Source organism: Massilia jejuensis, from assembly GCF_042656795.1.
GTDB classification, from domain to species: domain Bacteria; phylum Pseudomonadota; class Gammaproteobacteria; order Burkholderiales; family Burkholderiaceae_D; genus Telluria; species Telluria jejuensis.
This window is the reverse complement of sequence record NZ_JBHSMS010000059.1, coordinates 14,811-32,033: the sequence shown is the minus strand read 5'-3', so window position 1 is coordinate 32,033 and position 17,223 is coordinate 14,811. Positions and strand designations below refer to the sequence as shown.

At 67.0% G+C, this 17,223-nt stretch carries 13 protein-coding genes; 11 read left to right on the top strand and 2 right to left on the bottom strand.

Annotated elements, in window-relative coordinates; translation table 11 throughout:
• The first annotated feature begins 11 nt into the window (after window positions 1-11).
• From ahcY to metF, 3 genes are all read left to right on the top strand, one after another.
• Complete coding sequence (gene ahcY, locus ACFPOU_RS18470) at window positions 12-1,439, top strand: adenosylhomocysteinase (RefSeq protein WP_379724575.1); 1,428 nt, start codon at window positions 12-14, stop codon at window positions 1,437-1,439.
• Window positions 1,440-1,519: 80 nt separating this feature from the next.
• Window positions 1,520-1,873: a phage holin family protein gene (locus ACFPOU_RS18465; protein ID WP_379724572.1), complete on the top strand. Its 354-nt coding sequence runs from the start codon at window positions 1,520-1,522 to the stop codon at window positions 1,871-1,873.
• Entirely contained in the window at window positions 1,860-2,693 is an 834-nt protein-coding gene (gene metF, locus ACFPOU_RS18460) for a methylenetetrahydrofolate reductase [NAD(P)H] (protein ID WP_379724569.1), read from the top strand. Before ACFPOU_RS18465 ends, metF begins: the two co-directional genes overlap by 14 nt.
• An 81-nt stretch (window positions 2,694-2,774) precedes the next feature.
• On the opposite strand, the gene ACFPOU_RS18455 is transcribed toward metF, so the two are convergent.
• The gene (locus tag ACFPOU_RS18455) at window positions 2,775-3,395 is read right to left on the bottom strand and encodes a 5-formyltetrahydrofolate cyclo-ligase (RefSeq protein WP_379724566.1); all 621 of its coding nucleotides are present in this window, start codon (window positions 3,393-3,395) and stop codon (window positions 2,775-2,777) included.
• Between the two features lie 165 nt (window positions 3,396-3,560).
• On the opposite strand from ACFPOU_RS18455, the gene ACFPOU_RS18450 reads away from it, so the two are divergent.
• The 6 genes from ACFPOU_RS18450 (at window position 3,561) to ACFPOU_RS18425 (ending at window position 10,944) form a co-directional block, all read left to right on the top strand.
• Window positions 3,561-5,582, top strand: coding sequence for a lytic transglycosylase domain-containing protein (locus tag ACFPOU_RS18450; RefSeq protein WP_379724563.1), 2,022 nt, complete (start codon window positions 3,561-3,563; stop codon window positions 5,580-5,582).
• 67 nt (window positions 5,583-5,649) lie between these two features.
• Window positions 5,650-6,612, top strand: coding sequence for a complex I NDUFA9 subunit family protein (locus ACFPOU_RS18445; protein ID WP_379724560.1), 963 nt, complete (start codon window positions 5,650-5,652; stop codon window positions 6,610-6,612).
• A gap of 18 nt (window positions 6,613-6,630) precedes the next feature.
• Complete coding sequence (locus tag ACFPOU_RS18440) at window positions 6,631-7,350, top strand: glutathione S-transferase family protein (RefSeq protein WP_379724557.1); 720 nt, start codon at window positions 6,631-6,633, stop codon at window positions 7,348-7,350.
• Window positions 7,351-7,352: 2 nt separating this feature from the next.
• A complete protein-coding gene (locus tag ACFPOU_RS18435; protein WP_379724734.1) occupies window positions 7,353-8,489 on the top strand; it encodes a multifunctional CCA tRNA nucleotidyl transferase/2'3'-cyclic phosphodiesterase/2'nucleotidase/phosphatase in 1,137 nt (378 codons plus the stop codon).
• Between the two features lie 124 nt (window positions 8,490-8,613).
• Window positions 8,614-10,200: a DAHL domain-containing protein gene (locus tag ACFPOU_RS18430; RefSeq protein WP_379724554.1), complete on the top strand. Its 1,587-nt coding sequence runs from the start codon at window positions 8,614-8,616 to the stop codon at window positions 10,198-10,200.
• Between the two features lie 81 nt (window positions 10,201-10,281).
• Entirely contained in the window at window positions 10,282-10,944 is a 663-nt protein-coding gene (locus ACFPOU_RS18425; protein ID WP_379724551.1) for a GNAT family N-acetyltransferase, read from the top strand.
• 142 nt (window positions 10,945-11,086) lie between these two features.
• On the opposite strand, the gene ACFPOU_RS18420 is transcribed toward ACFPOU_RS18425, so the two are convergent.
• Complete coding sequence (locus ACFPOU_RS18420; protein WP_379724547.1) at window positions 11,087-11,599, bottom strand: Lrp/AsnC family transcriptional regulator; 513 nt, start codon at window positions 11,597-11,599, stop codon at window positions 11,087-11,089.
• 181 nt (window positions 11,600-11,780) lie between these two features.
• On the opposite strand from ACFPOU_RS18420, the gene ACFPOU_RS18415 reads away from it, so the two are divergent.
• Window positions 11,781-15,356: an indolepyruvate ferredoxin oxidoreductase family protein gene (locus ACFPOU_RS18415; RefSeq protein WP_379724544.1), complete on the top strand. Its 3,576-nt coding sequence runs from the start codon at window positions 11,781-11,783 to the stop codon at window positions 15,354-15,356.
• 195 nt (window positions 15,357-15,551) lie between these two features.
• Window positions 15,552-17,132, top strand: a complete 1,581-nt coding sequence (locus ACFPOU_RS18410) for a S41 family peptidase (protein WP_379724541.1) — start codon at window positions 15,552-15,554, stop codon at window positions 17,130-17,132.
• Window positions 17,133-17,223 lie beyond the last annotated feature (91 nt).

The following is a 17,223-nucleotide window of genomic DNA, read 5'->3' as shown; positions in this document are numbered from 1 at the left end:
AGGAGGGCGTGATGAGCGCCGTTTTGAAACCTATCCAAGACTTCCACATTGCCGACATCTCCCTGGCCGCCTGGGGCGAAAAGGAAATCCGCATCGCCGAAACGGAGATGCCGGGCCTGATGGCGATTCAGGAAGAATTTGCCGCTGCACAGCCACTGAAAGGCGCGCGCATCACCGGCTCGCTGCACATGACGATCCAGACCGCCGTGCTGATCCGCACGCTGGAAGCGCTCGGCGCGCAAGTGCGCTGGGCCTCGTGCAACATCTATTCGACCCAGGACCATGCCGCCGCCGCGATTGCCGCCGTCGGCACGCCGGTGTTCGCCGTCAAGGGCGAGACCCTGGACGAATACTGGGAATACACGCACCGCATCTTCGAGTGGCCGAACGACGCCGCCGGCAATGCCGTGTACTCGAACATGATCCTCGACGACGGCGGCGACGCCACGCTGCTGCTGCACCTGGGCGCGCGCGCCGAGACCGACATCTCGGTGCTCGACAAGCCGGGCTCGGAAGAAGAGATCTGCCTGTTCAAGGCCATTAAAGGCCGCCTGGCGCAGGATGCGCGCTGGTATTCGAAGCGCCTGCCGCACATCCTGGGCGTGACCGAAGAAACCACGACCGGCGTGCACCGCCTGTACCAGATGCACCAGGAAGGCAAGCTCGCCTTCCCAGCAATCAACGTCAACGATTCGGTCACCAAGTCGAAATTCGACAACCTGTACGGTTGCCGCGAGTCGCTGGTCGACGGCATCAAGCGCGCCACCGACGTGATGATCGCCGGCAAAGTCGCGGTGATCGCCGGTTACGGCGACGTCGGTAAAGGGTCGGCCCAGGCCATGCGTGCCCTGTCGGCGCAAGTGTGGGTCACCGAGATCGATCCGATCTGCGCCCTGCAGGCGGCGATGGAAGGCTACCGCGTCGTGACGATGGATTACGCGGCGGAGCATGGCGACATTTTCGTCACCTGCACCGGCAACTACCACATCCTCACCGAAGCCCACATGCTGCGCATGAAGGACCAGGCGATCGTCTGCAACATCGGTCACTTCGACAACGAAATCGATGTCGCCGCGCTCAAGAAGTATGAGTGGGAAAACATCAAGCCGCAGGTCGACCACGTCATCTTCCCCGATGGCAAGCGCATCATCCTGCTGGCCGAAGGCCGCCTGGTGAACCTGGGCTGCGGCACCGGTCACCCGTCGTACGTGATGAGCTCGTCGTTCGCGAACCAGACCATCGCCCAGATCGAGTTGTTCGCCAACACGGACCAGTACCCGGTCGGCGTCTACACGCTGCCGAAACATCTCGACGAGAAGGTCGCGCGCCTGCAGCTGAAAAAGCTCAACGCCCAGCTCACCGAACTGACCGACGAGCAGGCTGCCTATATCTCGGTGAAGAAAGAAGGTCCGTACAAGCCGGACCACTACCGTTATTGATCGATAGCGCTGCCGCCTACCTGCGGACGCAGGCGCGTCCGCAGGTCCCATAACAAGAAAACGCACCACGAAAGCTGAACATGCGCCTGCTCCTGACCTGGCTGATCAATGCCGCCGCCTTGTTGGCCCTGCCTTACCTCATGCATTCCGTGTCCGTCAGCAATGTCGGAACCGCCCTGATCGCCGCCCTCGTGCTTGGCCTGGTCAATACGCTGATCCGCCCTGTGCTGGTGCTGCTGACCTTGCCCGTCACCTTGTTGTCGATGGGGCTGTTTATCCTGGTCATCAATGCCATCCTGTTCTGGCTGGTGTCGCAATGGGTGGAGGGGTTCGAGGTGGCGGGATTCTGGTCGGCTTTCCTGGCAGCCATCCTGTACAGCGTGATCTCGTGGGCGCTTTCCACTTTGCTCTTGAGAGACGATGGAAACTCATAATTTCAGCATCGAATTTTTCCCGCCCAAGACGCCCGAGGGTGCGGAAAAGCTGCGCGTGACGCGCCGCACCCTGGCCGAACTGGCGCCGAAGTATTTTTCGGTCACGTTCGGCGCCGGCGGCTCGACCCAGCAGGGTACGCTCGACACCGTGCTCGACATCATGGCCGACGGCCACCTGGCCGCGCCCCATTTGTCGTGCATCGGCGCCACGCGCGACTCGATCCGCGCCATCCTCCGGCAATTCCAGGAAAAGGGCATCCGGCGCGTGGTCGCGCTGCGCGGCGATTTGCCAAGCGGCTATGGCGGCGCGGGCGAACTGCGCTATGCGAACGAACTCGTCGAGTTCATCCGTGCCGAGACGGGCGACTGGTTCCATATCGAAGTGGCGGCCTATCCGGAAGTCCATCCCCAGGCGCGCTCGCCGCAAGACGATCTGTTGAACTTCGAGCGCAAGATGAAGGCCGGGGCCGATGCCGCGATCACCCAGTATTTCTACAATGCCGACGCCTATTTCCAGTTCGTCGACAACGCGCACAAGCTGGGCATCGACGCGCCGATCGTGGCCGGCATCATGCCGATCACGAACTACACGCAGCTGATGCGCTTTTCGGACATGTGCGGCGCCGAAATCCCGCGCTGGGTGCGCCTGAAACTGGCCAGCTTCGGCGACGACAGCGCCTCCATCAAGGCCTTCGGCACCGACGTCGTCACCGGCCTGTGCGAACGCCTGCTGGCCGGCGGTGCGCCCGGGCTGCATTTCTACAGCATGAACCAGGCGGCGGCGACCACGGCTGTCTGGCAGCGGCTCGTGAAAGGATAAGCGGCGCCCGGCGCCCCTGAAATCCCGGCGGCGCGCAGGCGCGGCCGGGATTTTTTTTGCCGGCCGCCGCGGCAGATCGACCTAGTCCACGTCCGTCGCTTCGGTGACGATCAGATCGAGCGGCACGTCGTGGCTGTCCACCGCGAAGACGGTTGCCTGGCAGGCATAGGCAATGCCGAGCGTGGCCGGGCGGATGCCGGCGGCCAGCGTGCGGTCGTAGAACCCGCCGCCATACCCGAGCCGGTAACCCTGTTCGTTGAAACCGAGGCAGGGCACCAGCAGCGCCGGCGGCCGTTCGACCGTGCGCAGCGTGGCCGGCACCGCCACCCCCATCGGATCGAGCTCCATCGCCTCGCCCGGCGTCCAGGCCGCGAAAGCCAGCGGCGCGTGGCGCCGGACCACGACCGGCAGCGCCAGCATGGCGCCCTCGCGCGCCAGCTGCGCATAGGTTGCGCTCAGGTCCGGCTCGCCCGCCAGCGGCCAGTAGACCGCCAGCAGGGGCGGGCGGGTGCGGCGCCACCAGGCCAGTACCTGGGCGCCGATGCGGGCGTCATGCTCGCGCTTGCCGGGACCGTCGAGGCTGGCGCGCAGGGCCTTCAAGTGGCGCCGCAGCGCCGCCTTGGCCGCCTGCGCAAGCGCGGCCGGATCGCCCGGAACGGGTGCGCACGCCGCAATTTGTTGTTTCTGCGCATCTTTGTCCAAGGCCGCCGCGGTGGGCGTGGAGGCCGCGGCGGCGGCCGCTTCATCACTCGCGCACGGAGCCTGGACGCGGGCCGGATCGGCCGCGTCCTGCGCCGTTTCGCTGGCTTGCCGCGCTGGTCGCGCGATGGATGCGCGTGGTATTCTTGAAGTGCCGGTCATGGTTCGATGAAGGGTCCAAACGCTGTGTTTTTGTTTCCGAAGAATTTCTTAGCCGGCGCCGTCCTGGCCGCAGCCAGCGCCTGCGCGCTGGCCGAAGCGCCTGCGGTGACCGTGCCGCCGGTGCCGGGCGCCGCCACGGTTCCCGCCGCTCCCGGCGCCGCCCCGGTCAACGAGGCGGCGCGCGCCGAGGACGACACTTTCCTGCTGCTGCGCGAGGCGGCGCGCCAGAACGACAGCGCGCGCGCCAACGCGCTGGCCTCGCGCCTGCCCAACTACGTGCTGGCGCCGTATGTCGACTATTATCGTCTGAAACCGCGCCTGCGCGAGGCGGGCGCCGATGAAATCCGCGCCGTCCTGCAACGCCACCAGGGCACGGCCGTCGCCGACCGCCTGCGCAACGACTGGCTGCTCGAACTCGGCCGCATGCGCGACTGGACCAGTTTCGACCGCGAACTGGGACAGGCGGCGCGCAGCGACGACCTGCAAGTGCGCTGCTATGGCTTGCTGGCGCGTGCCGCGCGCGGCACGCGGGTGATCGACGAAGCGCGCGCGCTGCTGGTCAATCCGCCCGCCTATGGCGAAGCGTGCGCGGCCCTGATGGCGCAGCTGGCGCAGACCGGCCAGCTGGGGACCGAGGAATTGCTGGCGCAACTGCGCCTGGCCGGCGAGATGGGCGCCACCGGCCCCGCGCGCCGCATCGCGCTGCTGCTGGGCGCCTCCGATACGCGCGCCGCGCAGGCGGTCGACGTGCCGGCGGTGGCCATGGCGCGCGGCATCGGCACCACCCGCGCCGAACGCGAAATCTATCTGGTGGCGCTGGGCCGCATGGCGCGCACCAGCCTGAAACTGGCCACCGTCGCCCTCGACAAGAACAGCGACAAGCTCGAGCCCGACGAGCGCGCGATCGGCTGGGCCAACGTGGCGCTGGCCGCCTCGATCGTACTGGCGCCGGAAGCGTCGGACTACTGGCGCCGGGCCGAAGGCGCGCCGCTGACCAATTTTCAGCGCGAATGGAAAGCCCGCATCGCCCTGCGCCGCGGCGACTGGCGCCAGGTGGCCGCCACCATCGACGCCATGCCCTCGCCGCTGCGCGACGAATCGGGCTGGGTCTACTGGCTCGGCCGTGCGTATGCGAACGGGGGCCGGCGCGAAGATGCCGACGCCCTGTACCGCCGGATCGCGACCCAAAACAATTTCTATGGCCAGCTTGCGATGGAGGAACTCGGCCAACTGGTGACGATTCCGCCGAGCGCGCTGCCGGTCACGCCCGATGAAATCGACCAGGTGGCGCAGTTGCCGGCGCTGCGCCAGGCCATGAAATTCTACGCACTGCGCCTGCGTGCCGAGGGCAACCGCGAATGGAATTGGGCGACGCGTTCGATGAGCGAGCGCCAGTTGCTGGCCGCGGCCGAATACGCGCGCCGCCACGACCTGCTCGACCGCATGGTCGAGACTTCGCTGCGCACCCGCACCGAACTCGACTTCAACCAGCGCTTCCCGGCGCCGCACAACGAGATCCTGCAGCCGACCGCACGCAGCCTCGCGCTCGACACGGCCTGGGTGTATGGCCTGATCCGCCAGGAATCACGCTTCATCACCGACGCCCGTTCCGGCGTCGGCGCCTCGGGCCTGATGCAGGTGATGCCGGCCACCGGCAAGTGGGTCGCGGCGAAAATCGGCCTGACCGATTTCGTCCATGGCATGCTGACCGACCTGCGCACCAACATCACGCTCGGCGCCAACTACATGAACATGGTGCTCGAGAACAATGGCGGCTCGCAAGTGCTGGCCACTGCCGCCTACAACGCCGGCCCGGCCCGCTCGCGCACCTGGCGCGGCGTGCTCGAGACGCCGATGGAAGGGGCGGTCTTCGTGGAGACGATTCCGTTTTCCGAGACCCGAACCTATGTGCGCAATGTGATGTCGAACGCTACCAACTACGCGGCCCTGTTCGAGAAGCGTCCACAGTCGCTCAAGGCGCGCCTCGGGACCATCACGCCGCGCACGGGAGGGGCGGGGCTGCCGTGAAACAAGACCTGTCAAGCCGCGCGTGCGGGTTTATCATGGTGGCTGACTTTATTCTTGTGAGGACCCCATGCGCGAGCCCAACGTGGTGGTATTCGGCGGTTCCGGTTTCATCGGCAGCCACCTGCTGGCCCTGCTGGCCCAGGATGGCATTCCCGCCCTGGTGCCGACCCGCCACGCCGACCGGGGGCGCCACCTGACGACCCTGCCGGGTGTGGACGTGGTCGAAGCAAACATCCACGACGACCTCACCCTGCGCAAGCTTCTGGAAGGGCGCACGGCCGCGATCAACCTGGTCGGCATCCTGCACGGCAGCCGCGCCCATCCCTACGGTCCGGAATTTCGCCACGCCCACGTCGACCTGCCGCGCCGCATCGTCGAGGCTTGCCAGCTGGCCGGCGTGCCGCGCTATCTGCACATGAGCGCGCTCGGCGCCAGCGTCGACGGCCCGTCGATGTACAGCCGCTCGAAGGCCGACGGCGAACTGGCCGCGCGCAGCCGCCCCGAGGTGGCCGCGACCATCTTCCGTCCCTCGGTCGTGTTCGGCCCGGGCGACCATTTCCTGACCATGTTCGCCAAGCTCCAGCGCCGCCTGCCGGTGGTGCCGCTGGCCGGCGCCTCGGTCGCCTTCCAGCCCGTGTACGTGGGCGACGTCGCCACCGCCTTCCTGCACGCGCTGCGCGATCCGCATTCGGCGCACCAGGTCTACGAGCTGGGCGGGCCGAACATCTATACGCTGGCCGAGCTGGTCAGGCTCGCCGGACGCTATGCCGGCTGCGAGCGTCCCATCATCGAGCTGCCGCCCGCGCTGGCGCGGCTGCAGGCGCGTATCTTCGAGCTGCTGCCGGGCGAACCGATCCTCACGCGCGACAACCTCGATTCGATGAAGGTCGATAACGTGCTCGATCCGGCGGTCCAGGACTTGACAGCGGCCTCGCTCGGAATCAAGCTCACCCCGCTCGAAACGGTCGCGCCGCATTACCTGGCGCCCAGCGAGCCGCTCGACCGCCTGCGCGCCCGCGCCGGACGCTAACTCTTCACCAGGAACGCCATGCAGACCACGGAACTCGACCCGACCCTCTCGACCACGCTCGACAATGCACGCAAGCCCGGCCTGACGCTGGTCATCGGCAACAAGAACATTTCGTCGTGGTCGATGCGGCCGTGGGTGGCGGCGGCCGCGTTCAACATTCCGTTTACCGAAGTGCGCCTGCTGCTCGACCAGCCCGACACCGCCGCGAAAATCGCCGCCTATTCGCACGCCGGACGGGTGCCGGTCCTGCTGGCGGGCGAAATGACGATCTGGGACAGCCTGGCCATCTGCGAATACCTGGCCGAGCAGTTCCCCGACAAGCACCTGTGGCCGCAGGACGTCGCCGCGCGCGCCATGGCGCGCTCGATCACCGCCGAGATGCATTCGGGCTTCGGCGCGCTGCGCAACGACATGTCGATGAACATCCAGGCCAGGCTGCCGGGACGCGGGCGCACGCCGGGTGCGCAAGCCGACATCGGCCGCATCTGCGAGATCTGGGAAGAGTGCCTGTCGCGCTTCGGCCACCGCGGCTTCCTGTTCGGCGAGTTCTCGATCGCCGACGCCTTCTACGCACCCGTCGTGATGCGGTTCACCACCTATGGCGTGGCGCTGGCGCCGGCGCTGCAGGGCTATTGCGAGCGCATGCTGGCCCATCCTGCCGTGGCGCGCTGGGTGCGCGAAGCCATGGCGGAAACCGAGGCGACCCCGCTGCACGACGCCGACCTGCCGCGCGCATGACGATGAAGAGCTATGTCGTCGGCGGCGCCGTGCGCGACGCCCTGCTCGGCTTGCCCGTGCAGGACCGCGACCATGTCGTCGTCGGCGCCACGCCCGAAGCCATGCTGGCGGCCGGGTTTCGTCCGGTCGGCAAGGATTTTCCGGTGTTCCTGCATCCGGATACCCAGGAAGAATATGCGCTCGCGCGCACCGAGCGCAAGACCGCCCCCGGCTACCACGGCTTCGTGTTCCACACCGCGCCCGACGTCACGCTGGAAGACGATTTGATCCGGCGCGATCTCACCATCAACGCCATGGCCCAGGGCGAGGACGGCAGCATCGTCGACCCCTACGGCGGCCGGCGCGACCTGGACGCGCGCATCTTCCGCCACGTGTCGGGCGCCTTCGCCGAAGACCCGGTGCGCATCCTGCGCCTGGCCCGCTTCGCCGCCCGCTTTCCGGCATTTACGGTCGCCCCCGAGACGGCAAGCCTCATGCGCACCATGGTCGCCGAGGGCGAAGTCGACGCCCTCGTGCCCGAACGCGTCTGGCAGGAGCTCGCGCGCGGCCTGATGGAGGCGCATCCCTCGCGCATGCTGGCGGTGCTGCGCGACTGCGGCGCGCTGGCGCGCATCATGCCCGAACTCGACGCATTCTGGGGCGCGGCGCAAGCGGACAAGAGTGTCCACATCCTGCGCGTGATCGATACCGCGGCCGCGGCCAGCCACACGCTGGCGGTGCGCTTCGCCGCGCTCGTGCAGGGCCTCGCGAGTCAGGCCATCGGCGCCGTCTGCCGGCGCTTGAAGGTGCCCAACGATTGCCGCGACCTGGCCCTGATGACGGCGCGCGAGCAGGCCACGCTCGCCCGGGCGCTGGCGCTGGGGCCCGACGACCTGGTGACCCTGTGCGAGCGCTGCGACGGCTTTCGCAAGCCGGAGCGCTTCCTCGACATGCTGCTGGCCGCCGAGTGCGACGCGCGCGCGCGCGGGGCCGCCGCGTATCCGCAGCGGCCTTACCTGGCGGGCGCGCTGGCCGTGGCGCGCGCCGTGAATGCCGGCGAGGTGGCGGCCGCCTGCGGCGCGGACAAGGAGCAGATCCCCGCGGCGATCCGGCGCGCGCGCGTGGCCGCCGTGTCGGCATGGATGGAGGGCGCCGGCTGACCCGACAGCCGATGGAGCGAAGCGGCGTTGCGTCTTTCCGGCCGGTGCTGCCCTTGTCCGTAATTGTTACAAGACGTACCATGTGCGGGGGTGGGTGTAACAGTTTTGCTATGCTGCTTCAACCATGAGCAGATTCCTACAACAGACGGACCGGGTCTTTGCGGTGCTGATGCGCCGCCTCGAGGCGATGGATCCGCGTCGACGCATGCGCTATGGCGCCACGGCCGCGCTGGCGCTGGTCGCCCTGCTGGCTTTTCTCTACACGCGCACCACCGGCGTCGACGTCGACACCCAGAACCGGGTGATGTTCGACCTGCACGAACTGCAGCAGATCGACGCCGAATGGGACACCAACCTGCTGCGCGCCCACATCGGCAGCAATGTCGGCGATGTCCGCCTGGCCGCGCCGCTGCCGCGGATGAACGAGCTGACCGCGCGCCTGGCCGAGGCGCTGCCGATGGCGCGCGGACGCGGCGCGCAGCAGGCGCATGCCGAACTGGTGGCCTCGCTGCGCACCAAGGCCGAGCTGGTGGCCCAGTTCCGCACGCTCAATCCCCCGCTGCGCGCGGCCCTGCTGTCGCTGCCGCCGGCGCTGGCCGACCTGAAGACGGAGCTGGGCGGCATTGAAGGGGCGCTGGCGCCCGGCCGCGTCGTGGTGCGCCTCGATGCCCTGCTCAATGACCTGTTGGCCGACACGCTGCGCTACAACCTGGCGCCGAGCCCCGCGCTGGCGCGCCGCATCGCCGGCAACCTGGCCCAGATCGAGGCCCAGAAAGGGCGCTTTTCGCTGGCCGTCAGCGAGCAGATCGACGCCCTGGCGCGCGATACCCGTATCATCCTGAGCAACCGCCCGCGCGAAAACGAGATCGAGGCCCGCATCGCCGCCCTCGAGACCGGCGAGGTCATGGCGCGCCTCGGCCGCGAACTCGACCGCTCCTTCCAGGCCGAGGTGCTCGAGCGCCAGCGCTACCGCGGCTTCCTGTTCGCCTATTCCATCCTGCTGCTGGCCTTGCTGGCCTATGCCGGCTGGCGCCTGCGCCGCAGCTACCGCATCATCAACGACGTCAACCGCCGCCTTTCGGCCGCCAACGACACCCTCGAGCACCGCGTCGCCGAGCGTACCGCCGAGCTGGAAGAACAGTCGGCCAAGCTGGCGCGCCTGGCCCAGCATGACAGCCTGACCGGCTTGATCAACTATGGCCAGCTGACGCGCCTGCTGGAGCTGGCGCTGGTGCGCGCGGCGCGGCGCGACAGCGTGGTGGTGGCGATGTTCATCGACCTCGACGGTTTCAAGGCCGTCAACGATACCTGGGGCCACGCCACCGGCGACCTGGTGCTGCAGCTGGTCGCGCGCCGCGTGCAGAAAGTGCTGCGCGCCGAAGACGTGCTGGCGCGCCTGGGCGGCGACGAATTCGTCGTCATGCTCGAAGGCGTCGGCTCGCCCGAGGGCGCGCTGCGCGTCGCGCGCCTGGTGCTCGACCAGATCGAAGGCATCAGGGAGGCCGACGGCAATCCGGTGTCGATTTCGGCCAGCATCGGCATTGCCAGCGCGCGCGGGCGTGCCGGCGCCGAATGGGGCGCGGCGGCACTGCTGGCCGACGCCGACCAGGCCATGTATGCCGCCAAGCAAGCCGGCAAGGGCACCTTCGTCATCAGCCCGAACGCGCATTGGGGCGGCGAAGCCGTGCCCGAGGGGGCGCCCGCGCCCTGAAGCGCGCTACCGGACTACGCGCTATCGCCATTCCGCTACAATGGTATGGATGGTGCAGTGCACAAAAAAACGGATGGCGACATGGGTGACAATTCGATAAGCAACTGGTTTGCCAGCCTCGCCGGCAGGGGCGAGCGTCCCGCCGTATGGGTCAAGGCGCTCGGAAAGCGCGATCGCCGCCGCATGCTCAAGCATTTCCTGGCGCTCGACGAGGCCGACCGCCTGCTGCGGTTCGGCACCGTGCTGCCGGACGAGCAGATCCACGCCTATGTCGCCGGGATCGATTTTTCGCGCGATATCGTGTTCGGCGTCGTCAGCCGCGTATTCCAGCTGGTCGGGGTAGGCCACCTGGCTTTCGCGCCGCCGGAACCGGGCCGGCCCGGGGCCACCGGCAAGGCGCGCGTGGCCGAATTCGGCGTGTCGGTATCGAAATCGGCGCGCGGGCAGGGCGTCGGCTCGCGCCTGTTCGAACGCGCGGCCATGCACTGCCGGAATGTCGATATCGACACCCTGTACATGCAGTGCTTGTCGAGCAACCGCACGATGATGCACATCGCCACGAAAGCCGGCATGGAGATCAAGCGCGAGTATGGCGAGGCCGACGCCTATTTGCACCTGCCGCCGCCGAGTCCCGGCAGCGTGATGCGCGAAGCGATCGAAGAGCAGTGCGCGGCGATCGATTACACGGTCAAGGCCAATGCCCGCGCCGCCGTCAAATGGTTCACGCCGCGCAAGCGCGAATAGGCTTCAGAACCTGTCCCGGTAGGCAGTGGGTCGTTGCTTCGCGCGCCACGCGGCCTGCTCGCGCCTTGCTCGCGCTTGGCCATGCGTCGTCATCGACTTTTTCCTGCCTGCTGAGACAGGTTCCTAGCGTGGGGATAGCTTCCTAGCGTGCCGCTTCCCCGATCGGCAGCGCCGTCGTCTCTTTTATTCTCTGCAAGGCAAAACTCGATTTCACGTCCAGCACCGACGGGTGGCGCAGCAAGGTCGCCATCATGAAGCGCGAGAAATGGTCCATGTCTTCGACATGGACACGCAGCAGGAAATCCATGTCCCCCGTCATCGCATAGCACGCCACCACTTCCGGCCAGGCGGCCACCGCCTGCGCGAACTCGAAGCGCGGCGAGGTGGCCGGCACGCGCGAGTTGGCCGGACCCTCGCTGTGCTTTTCCAGGCGCACGTTCACGTAGGCCAGCAGGCCAAGGCCGATCTTGTCCGGGTCGACCAGCGCCACGTACTGGCGGATGACGCCGGCTTCCTCGAGACGCTTGATGCGGCGCAGGCAGGGCGAGGGCGACAGGTTGACGCGCTCGGCCACATCCTGGTTCGACAGGCGGCCGTCGGCCTGCAGGATCTCGAGGATCTTGCGGTCGGTCTTGTCCAATTCGATCTTTGACATATATTTCCCGGGTACGGTCCAGACCCGCAATTTTATTGCGCAACTGGCGAGTTGGGGGGAATTGATTGGTATTTAATGCTTGGGTCACAAGACTATACTGACGCAGATTACGGAGGAGACAACTCCGTCGCAGCGCGAATAACAACAAGCAGCGCGCATCCACCCCAACGGAGACAAGCCAATGAACGCACCCCTCGACCGCTCCCAGCTGCAACCATCCCTGCCAGAGCACGAGATCACGCTCGACGACAAGTGGACACTCGAGCGCGGACGCGCTTTCATGACCGGTACCCAGGCCCTGATTCGCCTGCCGATGCTGCAGCGCGAACGCGACCTCAAGGCAGGCTTGAACACGGCCGGCTACATCACCGGCTACCGTGGCTCGCCCGTCACCGCCGTCGACCAGACCGCCGTCAAGGCAAAAAAACACCTCGACGCCCACCACGTCAAGTTTCACCCGGGTATGAACGAAGACCTGGCGGCGACCGCCGTCTGGGGCACCCAGCAAACGAATCTGTACAAGGATGCCAACTACGATGGCGTGTTCGCCATGTGGTATGGCAAGGGCCCGGGGGTCGACCGCTGCGGCGACGTCTTTAAACATGGCAACAACGCCGGTTCCGCCAAGCACGGCGGCGTGCTGGTGCTGGCCGGCGACGACCACGCGGCCAAATCCTCGTCCACCGCGCACCAGTCCGACCACATCCTGACCCACTGCGGCATTCCCGTGCTGTATCCCTCGTCGGTCCAGGAATACATCGATTTCGGCTTGCACGCCTGGGCCATGAGCCGCTACACGGGCCTGTGGGTGTCGATGAAATGCGTGACCGACATCATCGAATCGGGCGCCGTGGTCGACCTCGACCCGGACCGCGTGCAGATCACCCTGCCGACCGATTTCGAACTGCCCGAGGGCGGCCTGAACATCCGCTGGCCGGACGCCGTGCTGGACCAGGAAGTGCGGATGAGCAACTACAAGTGGTATGCGGCGCTGGCCTATGCCCGCGCGAATAAACTCAACAAGATCATCTGGGACAGCCCGCGGCCGAAGATCGGCATCATCACGGCCGGCAAGAGCTATGTCGATACGCGCCAGGCGCTGGCCGACCTCGGCATCGACGAGCAGGCGGCGCGCGAGATCGGCCTGCGCCTGTACAAGGTCGGCATGACCTGGCCGCTCGAGTCCGAAGGCGTGCACGCGTTCGCGCGCGGCCTCGACGAGATCCTGGTGGTCGAGGAAAAGCGCCAGGTGATGGAATACGCGCTGAAGGAAGAGCTGTACAACCTGCCCGATAGCGAGCGGCCGCGCGTGGTGGGTAAATTCGACGACACCGGCGAATGGCACAACAAGAACCGCACCGGTCACGGCGACTGGCTGCTGCCGGCGACCTACGAGCTCAACCCGGCCCAGATCGCCCGCGCCATCGCTTCGCGCGTCTCGCACTACTGCTCCGGCTCCTCGGTCGACCAGCGCATCATCGCGAAAATAAGGGAACGCATCGCCTTCCTGGAAAACAAGGAGCTGGTGCTGAAGAACATTCCGGCCAAGGCCAATCCGGAAACCGACCGCATCCCGTATTTCTGCTCGGGCTGCCCGCACAACAGTTCGACGAAAGTGCCGGAAGGCTCGCGCGCCATGGCCGGCATCGGCTGCCATTACATGGTGCTGTGGATGGACCGCGAAACCTCGACGTTTACCCACATGGGCGCCGAAGGCACGACCTGGATCGGCCAATCCCCGTTCACCAGCGAAAAGCATGTCTTCGTGAACCTGGGCGACGGCACCTATTTCCACTCGGGCATCCTGGCGATCCGCGCGGCGGTGGCTGCCAAGGTCAACATCACCTATAAAATCCTGTACAACGACGCGGTCGCCATGACCGGCGGCCAGAACGTCGATGGCCCCCTGGACCCGGGCATGATCAGCCGCCAGATCGCGGCCGAAGGGGTCGGTCCGATCATCGTCGTCACCGACGAGCCGGGAAAATACCCGCGCGATTACGCCTGGGCGCCGGGCGTGACCGTGCGCCACCGCTCCGAGCTGATGGACGTGCAAAAGACGCTGCGCGAACTGCCGGGCGTGACCGCCGTCATCTACGACCAGACCTGTGCGTCGGAAAAGCGCCGCCGCCGCAAGAAAGGCGAATTCCCCGACCCGGCCAAGCGCGCCGTCATCAACGAGGCCGTCTGCGAAGGCTGCGGCGACTGCTCGGTGCAGTCGAATTGCCTGTCGGTCGAGCCGCTCGAGACGGAACTGGGCCGCAAGCGCCAGATCAACCAGTCGTCCTGCAACAAGGATTTTTCCTGCGTTTCCGGCTTCTGCCCATCGTTCGTGACGGTGGAAGGGGGCAGCTTGAAGAAGCCGAAGAAGGCCGCCGCCGCGGCAACGGACAAGGCGCCGCCGAGCCTGCCTGAGCCGGTCGTGCCGCGCATCGAGGCGCCGTTCGGCATCCTGGTCGCCGGCGTCGGCGGCACCGGGGTCGTCACGGTCGGCCAGATCCTGGCCGTCGCCGCCCACGTCGAGGGCAAGGGCGCCATCGTGCTCGACCAGAGCGGCCTGGCCCAGAAGGGCGGCCCGGTGATGTCGCACGTGCGCCTGGCGCAACACCAGTCGGACCTGCACTCGACCCGCGTCGGTACCGGCAGCGCCGACCTCGTGATCGGCTGCGACCAGATCGTCGCCGCCAGCCGCGATGCGCTCTCCCGCATGGGCGAAGGCCGCACCTGGGCCGCCGTCAACAGCACCGGCTCGACCACCGCGGCGTTCGTGAAGAACCCGGAATGGCAATTCCCGGCCGAAGGCTCGCGCGCCGCCATCGAACTGGCTTGCGGACAGGGGAACGTGGACTTCGTCGATGCCGGCCAGATGGCGACGGCGCTGATGGGCGACTCGATCGCGACCAACATGTTCATGCTCGGCTACGCCTTCCAGAAGGGCCGCGTGCCCTTGGCGCAGGCCTCGCTGATGAAGGCAATCGAACTCAATGGCGTGTCGGTCCCGTTCAACAAGGCCGCCTTCAACTGGGGCCGCACCGCCGCGCACGACCTGGCCTCGGTGAAGAAGGCGACGACGCCGGCCAGGGTGGTCGAGTTCAAGCGCGCCCAGACCCTGGACGAACTGGTCAACCGCCGCATCGAACTGCTGACCGCTTACCAGAACGCCGGCTACGCCGCCCAGTACCAGGCCTTCGTCGACCAGGTGCGCGCCGAGGAAGCGAAGCTGGGCAAGGGCACGCGCCTGACCGAAGCGGTGGCCCGCTACTTCTACAAGCTGATGGCCTACAAGGACGAGTACGAGGTGGCGCGCCTGCATACCGACCCGGCCTTCAGGGACAAGATCGCCGACATGTTCGAAGGCGACTACACCGTCAAGTACCACCTGGCGCCGCCGCTGCTGGCCAGGCACGACAAGGAAGGCCGTGCGGTCAAACAGGAATTCGGCGCCTGGATGCTGAAGGCCTTCGGCGTGCTGGCCAAACTGAAAGGCCTGCGCGGCACGCCGTTCGACGTGTTCGGCCATACCGCCGAGCGCAAGACCGAGCGCGCCCTGATCGCGCAGTACCGCGAGACGGTCGCCAGCCTGCTGCCGAAGCTCTCGAACGAAAACCTGGCGCACGCCGTGGCGATCGCCAGCATTCCGGAAGACATCCGCGGCTACGGCCACGTGAAGGAGCGCCACCTGGCGGCCGCCAGGGCCAAGCAGGCGCAGCTGGTGGCCGCCTTCCACCAGCCGGCCGGGATCATCCACGCGGCCTGAGCATCCATCGTGCCGTGAAACAACGCCAGGCCCGGCTGCCAGCCGGTCCTGGCGTTGTTGTTTTACGGCACCGACAGTTTATTTTCAAAAAAAACGACAAGGCGGCGCGTGCAGCCTTCTCAAAGGGCCGGGCTTGTCTTACTCTCCCTAGTTGACCTTGCCCCGAATCTATTGCTTATGAAATCGACGCCCTGCTTGACCTTCACGCTTCGCCTGATCGGGACCGGCCTTGCCGCCGCGCTGACGCTCGCCGCCTGCGGCGGCGGCGGCGGCGACCCCGGCGCCATCGGCGCCGATATGCCGATGGGCACGACGCCGGCATTGAACAACCCGACCGGCCCGGCCAACCCGAGCGCGCCCGATCCCGACCTCGCGACCCTGGGCGACGCCTTCGGCACCTACTGGAATTACTGCGCCAAGCCGCGCACCGGCACCGATCCGTACACCGGCAAGCCCTATCCGGACAAGCAGGGCACCCTGCGCGACGAACTGACCTTCCTGCGCGCCTGGACCCACCAGAACTACCTCTGGTACAAGGAAGTGCCGACCGACTTCAAGATGGCCGACTTCACCAACCCGGTCGATTACTTCAACAAGCTCAAGACGCCGGCCTTGACCGCTTCGGGCACGCCGAAGGACCAGTTCCACTTCGTCTACGAGTCGGCCGAATGGGACAAGCTGACCAATTCCGGCATCGAAATGGGCTATGGCATCACCTGGAGCAGCGGCGGCGCGACCGCGCCGCGCATCTGGAACGTCGCCGTGGTCGAACCGGGTTCGCCGGCGGCCGCCGCCGGCCTGCGCCGCGGCGACCAGCTGACCGTGATCGATGGCGTCGACTTCGTCAATGCCACCGACCGCCCCCTGGTCGACAAGATCAATGCCGGCCTGTTCCCGAAAACGGCAGGCGAAACGCACAGCTTCACGCTCAAGCGCGGTACCGAGAGCGTCGCGGTGACCATGCAGGCCCGGGACGTGACGGCGCTGTCGGTGAAATACACCAGGGTGATCGACACGGCGGGCGGCAAGGTCGGCTACCTGAGTTTCGAAAACCATAACGCCGTGGCCGAGCGCCAGCTGATCGATTCGTTCACGACCCTGAAAAACGCCGGCGTGAATGGCCTGGTGCTCGACATGCGCTACAACGGCGGCGGCCTGCTCCACATCGCGGCCGAACTGGGCTACATGATTGCCGGCCCGGTATCGACCGGCCAGGTGTTCGAGCGCTTGCAGTACAACGACAAGACCCCGGTCAAGGCGTCCGACACCATCCGCTTCCCGGACACGGCGATCGGCTTCGCGGCCGGGGCGGGCACGGTCGGCAAGGGCACGCCGCTGCCGACCCTGGGCCTGAACCGCGTCACCATTCTCACCACCGACGGCACCTGCTCGGCCAGCGAAGCGGTGATCAATGCGCTGCGCGGCATCGACGTCCAGGTCGACGTGATCGGCGCCCCGACCTGCGGCAAGCCCTACGGCTTCACCCCGGTGCCGAACTGCGGCACGACCTATTTTTCGATCGAGTTCCAGGGCGTCAATGCCAAGGGCTTCGGCGACTTCGGCGACGGCTTCGCGCCGACCTGCGCGGTGGCCGACGACCTCACGCGCGAGCTGGGCGACCCGAGCGAAGCGCTGCTCGCGACCGCACTGAGCTACCGCAGCAGCGGCGTGTGCCCGGTCCAGAACCGGACCTCGGCGCAGGCGATGGCGATCACGGCGCGCACCACGGTGCGGCCGAAGGTGTCGCAGATCGCGATCCATACCAGGGCGCGCTAGGTACGCGACCGCAGGTCCGCTTCCGGGACGACGCAGCGCCACCCGCGGGTGGCGCTGCGTTTTTGCGCGCTCGTCCGCAGGGTACGAACCC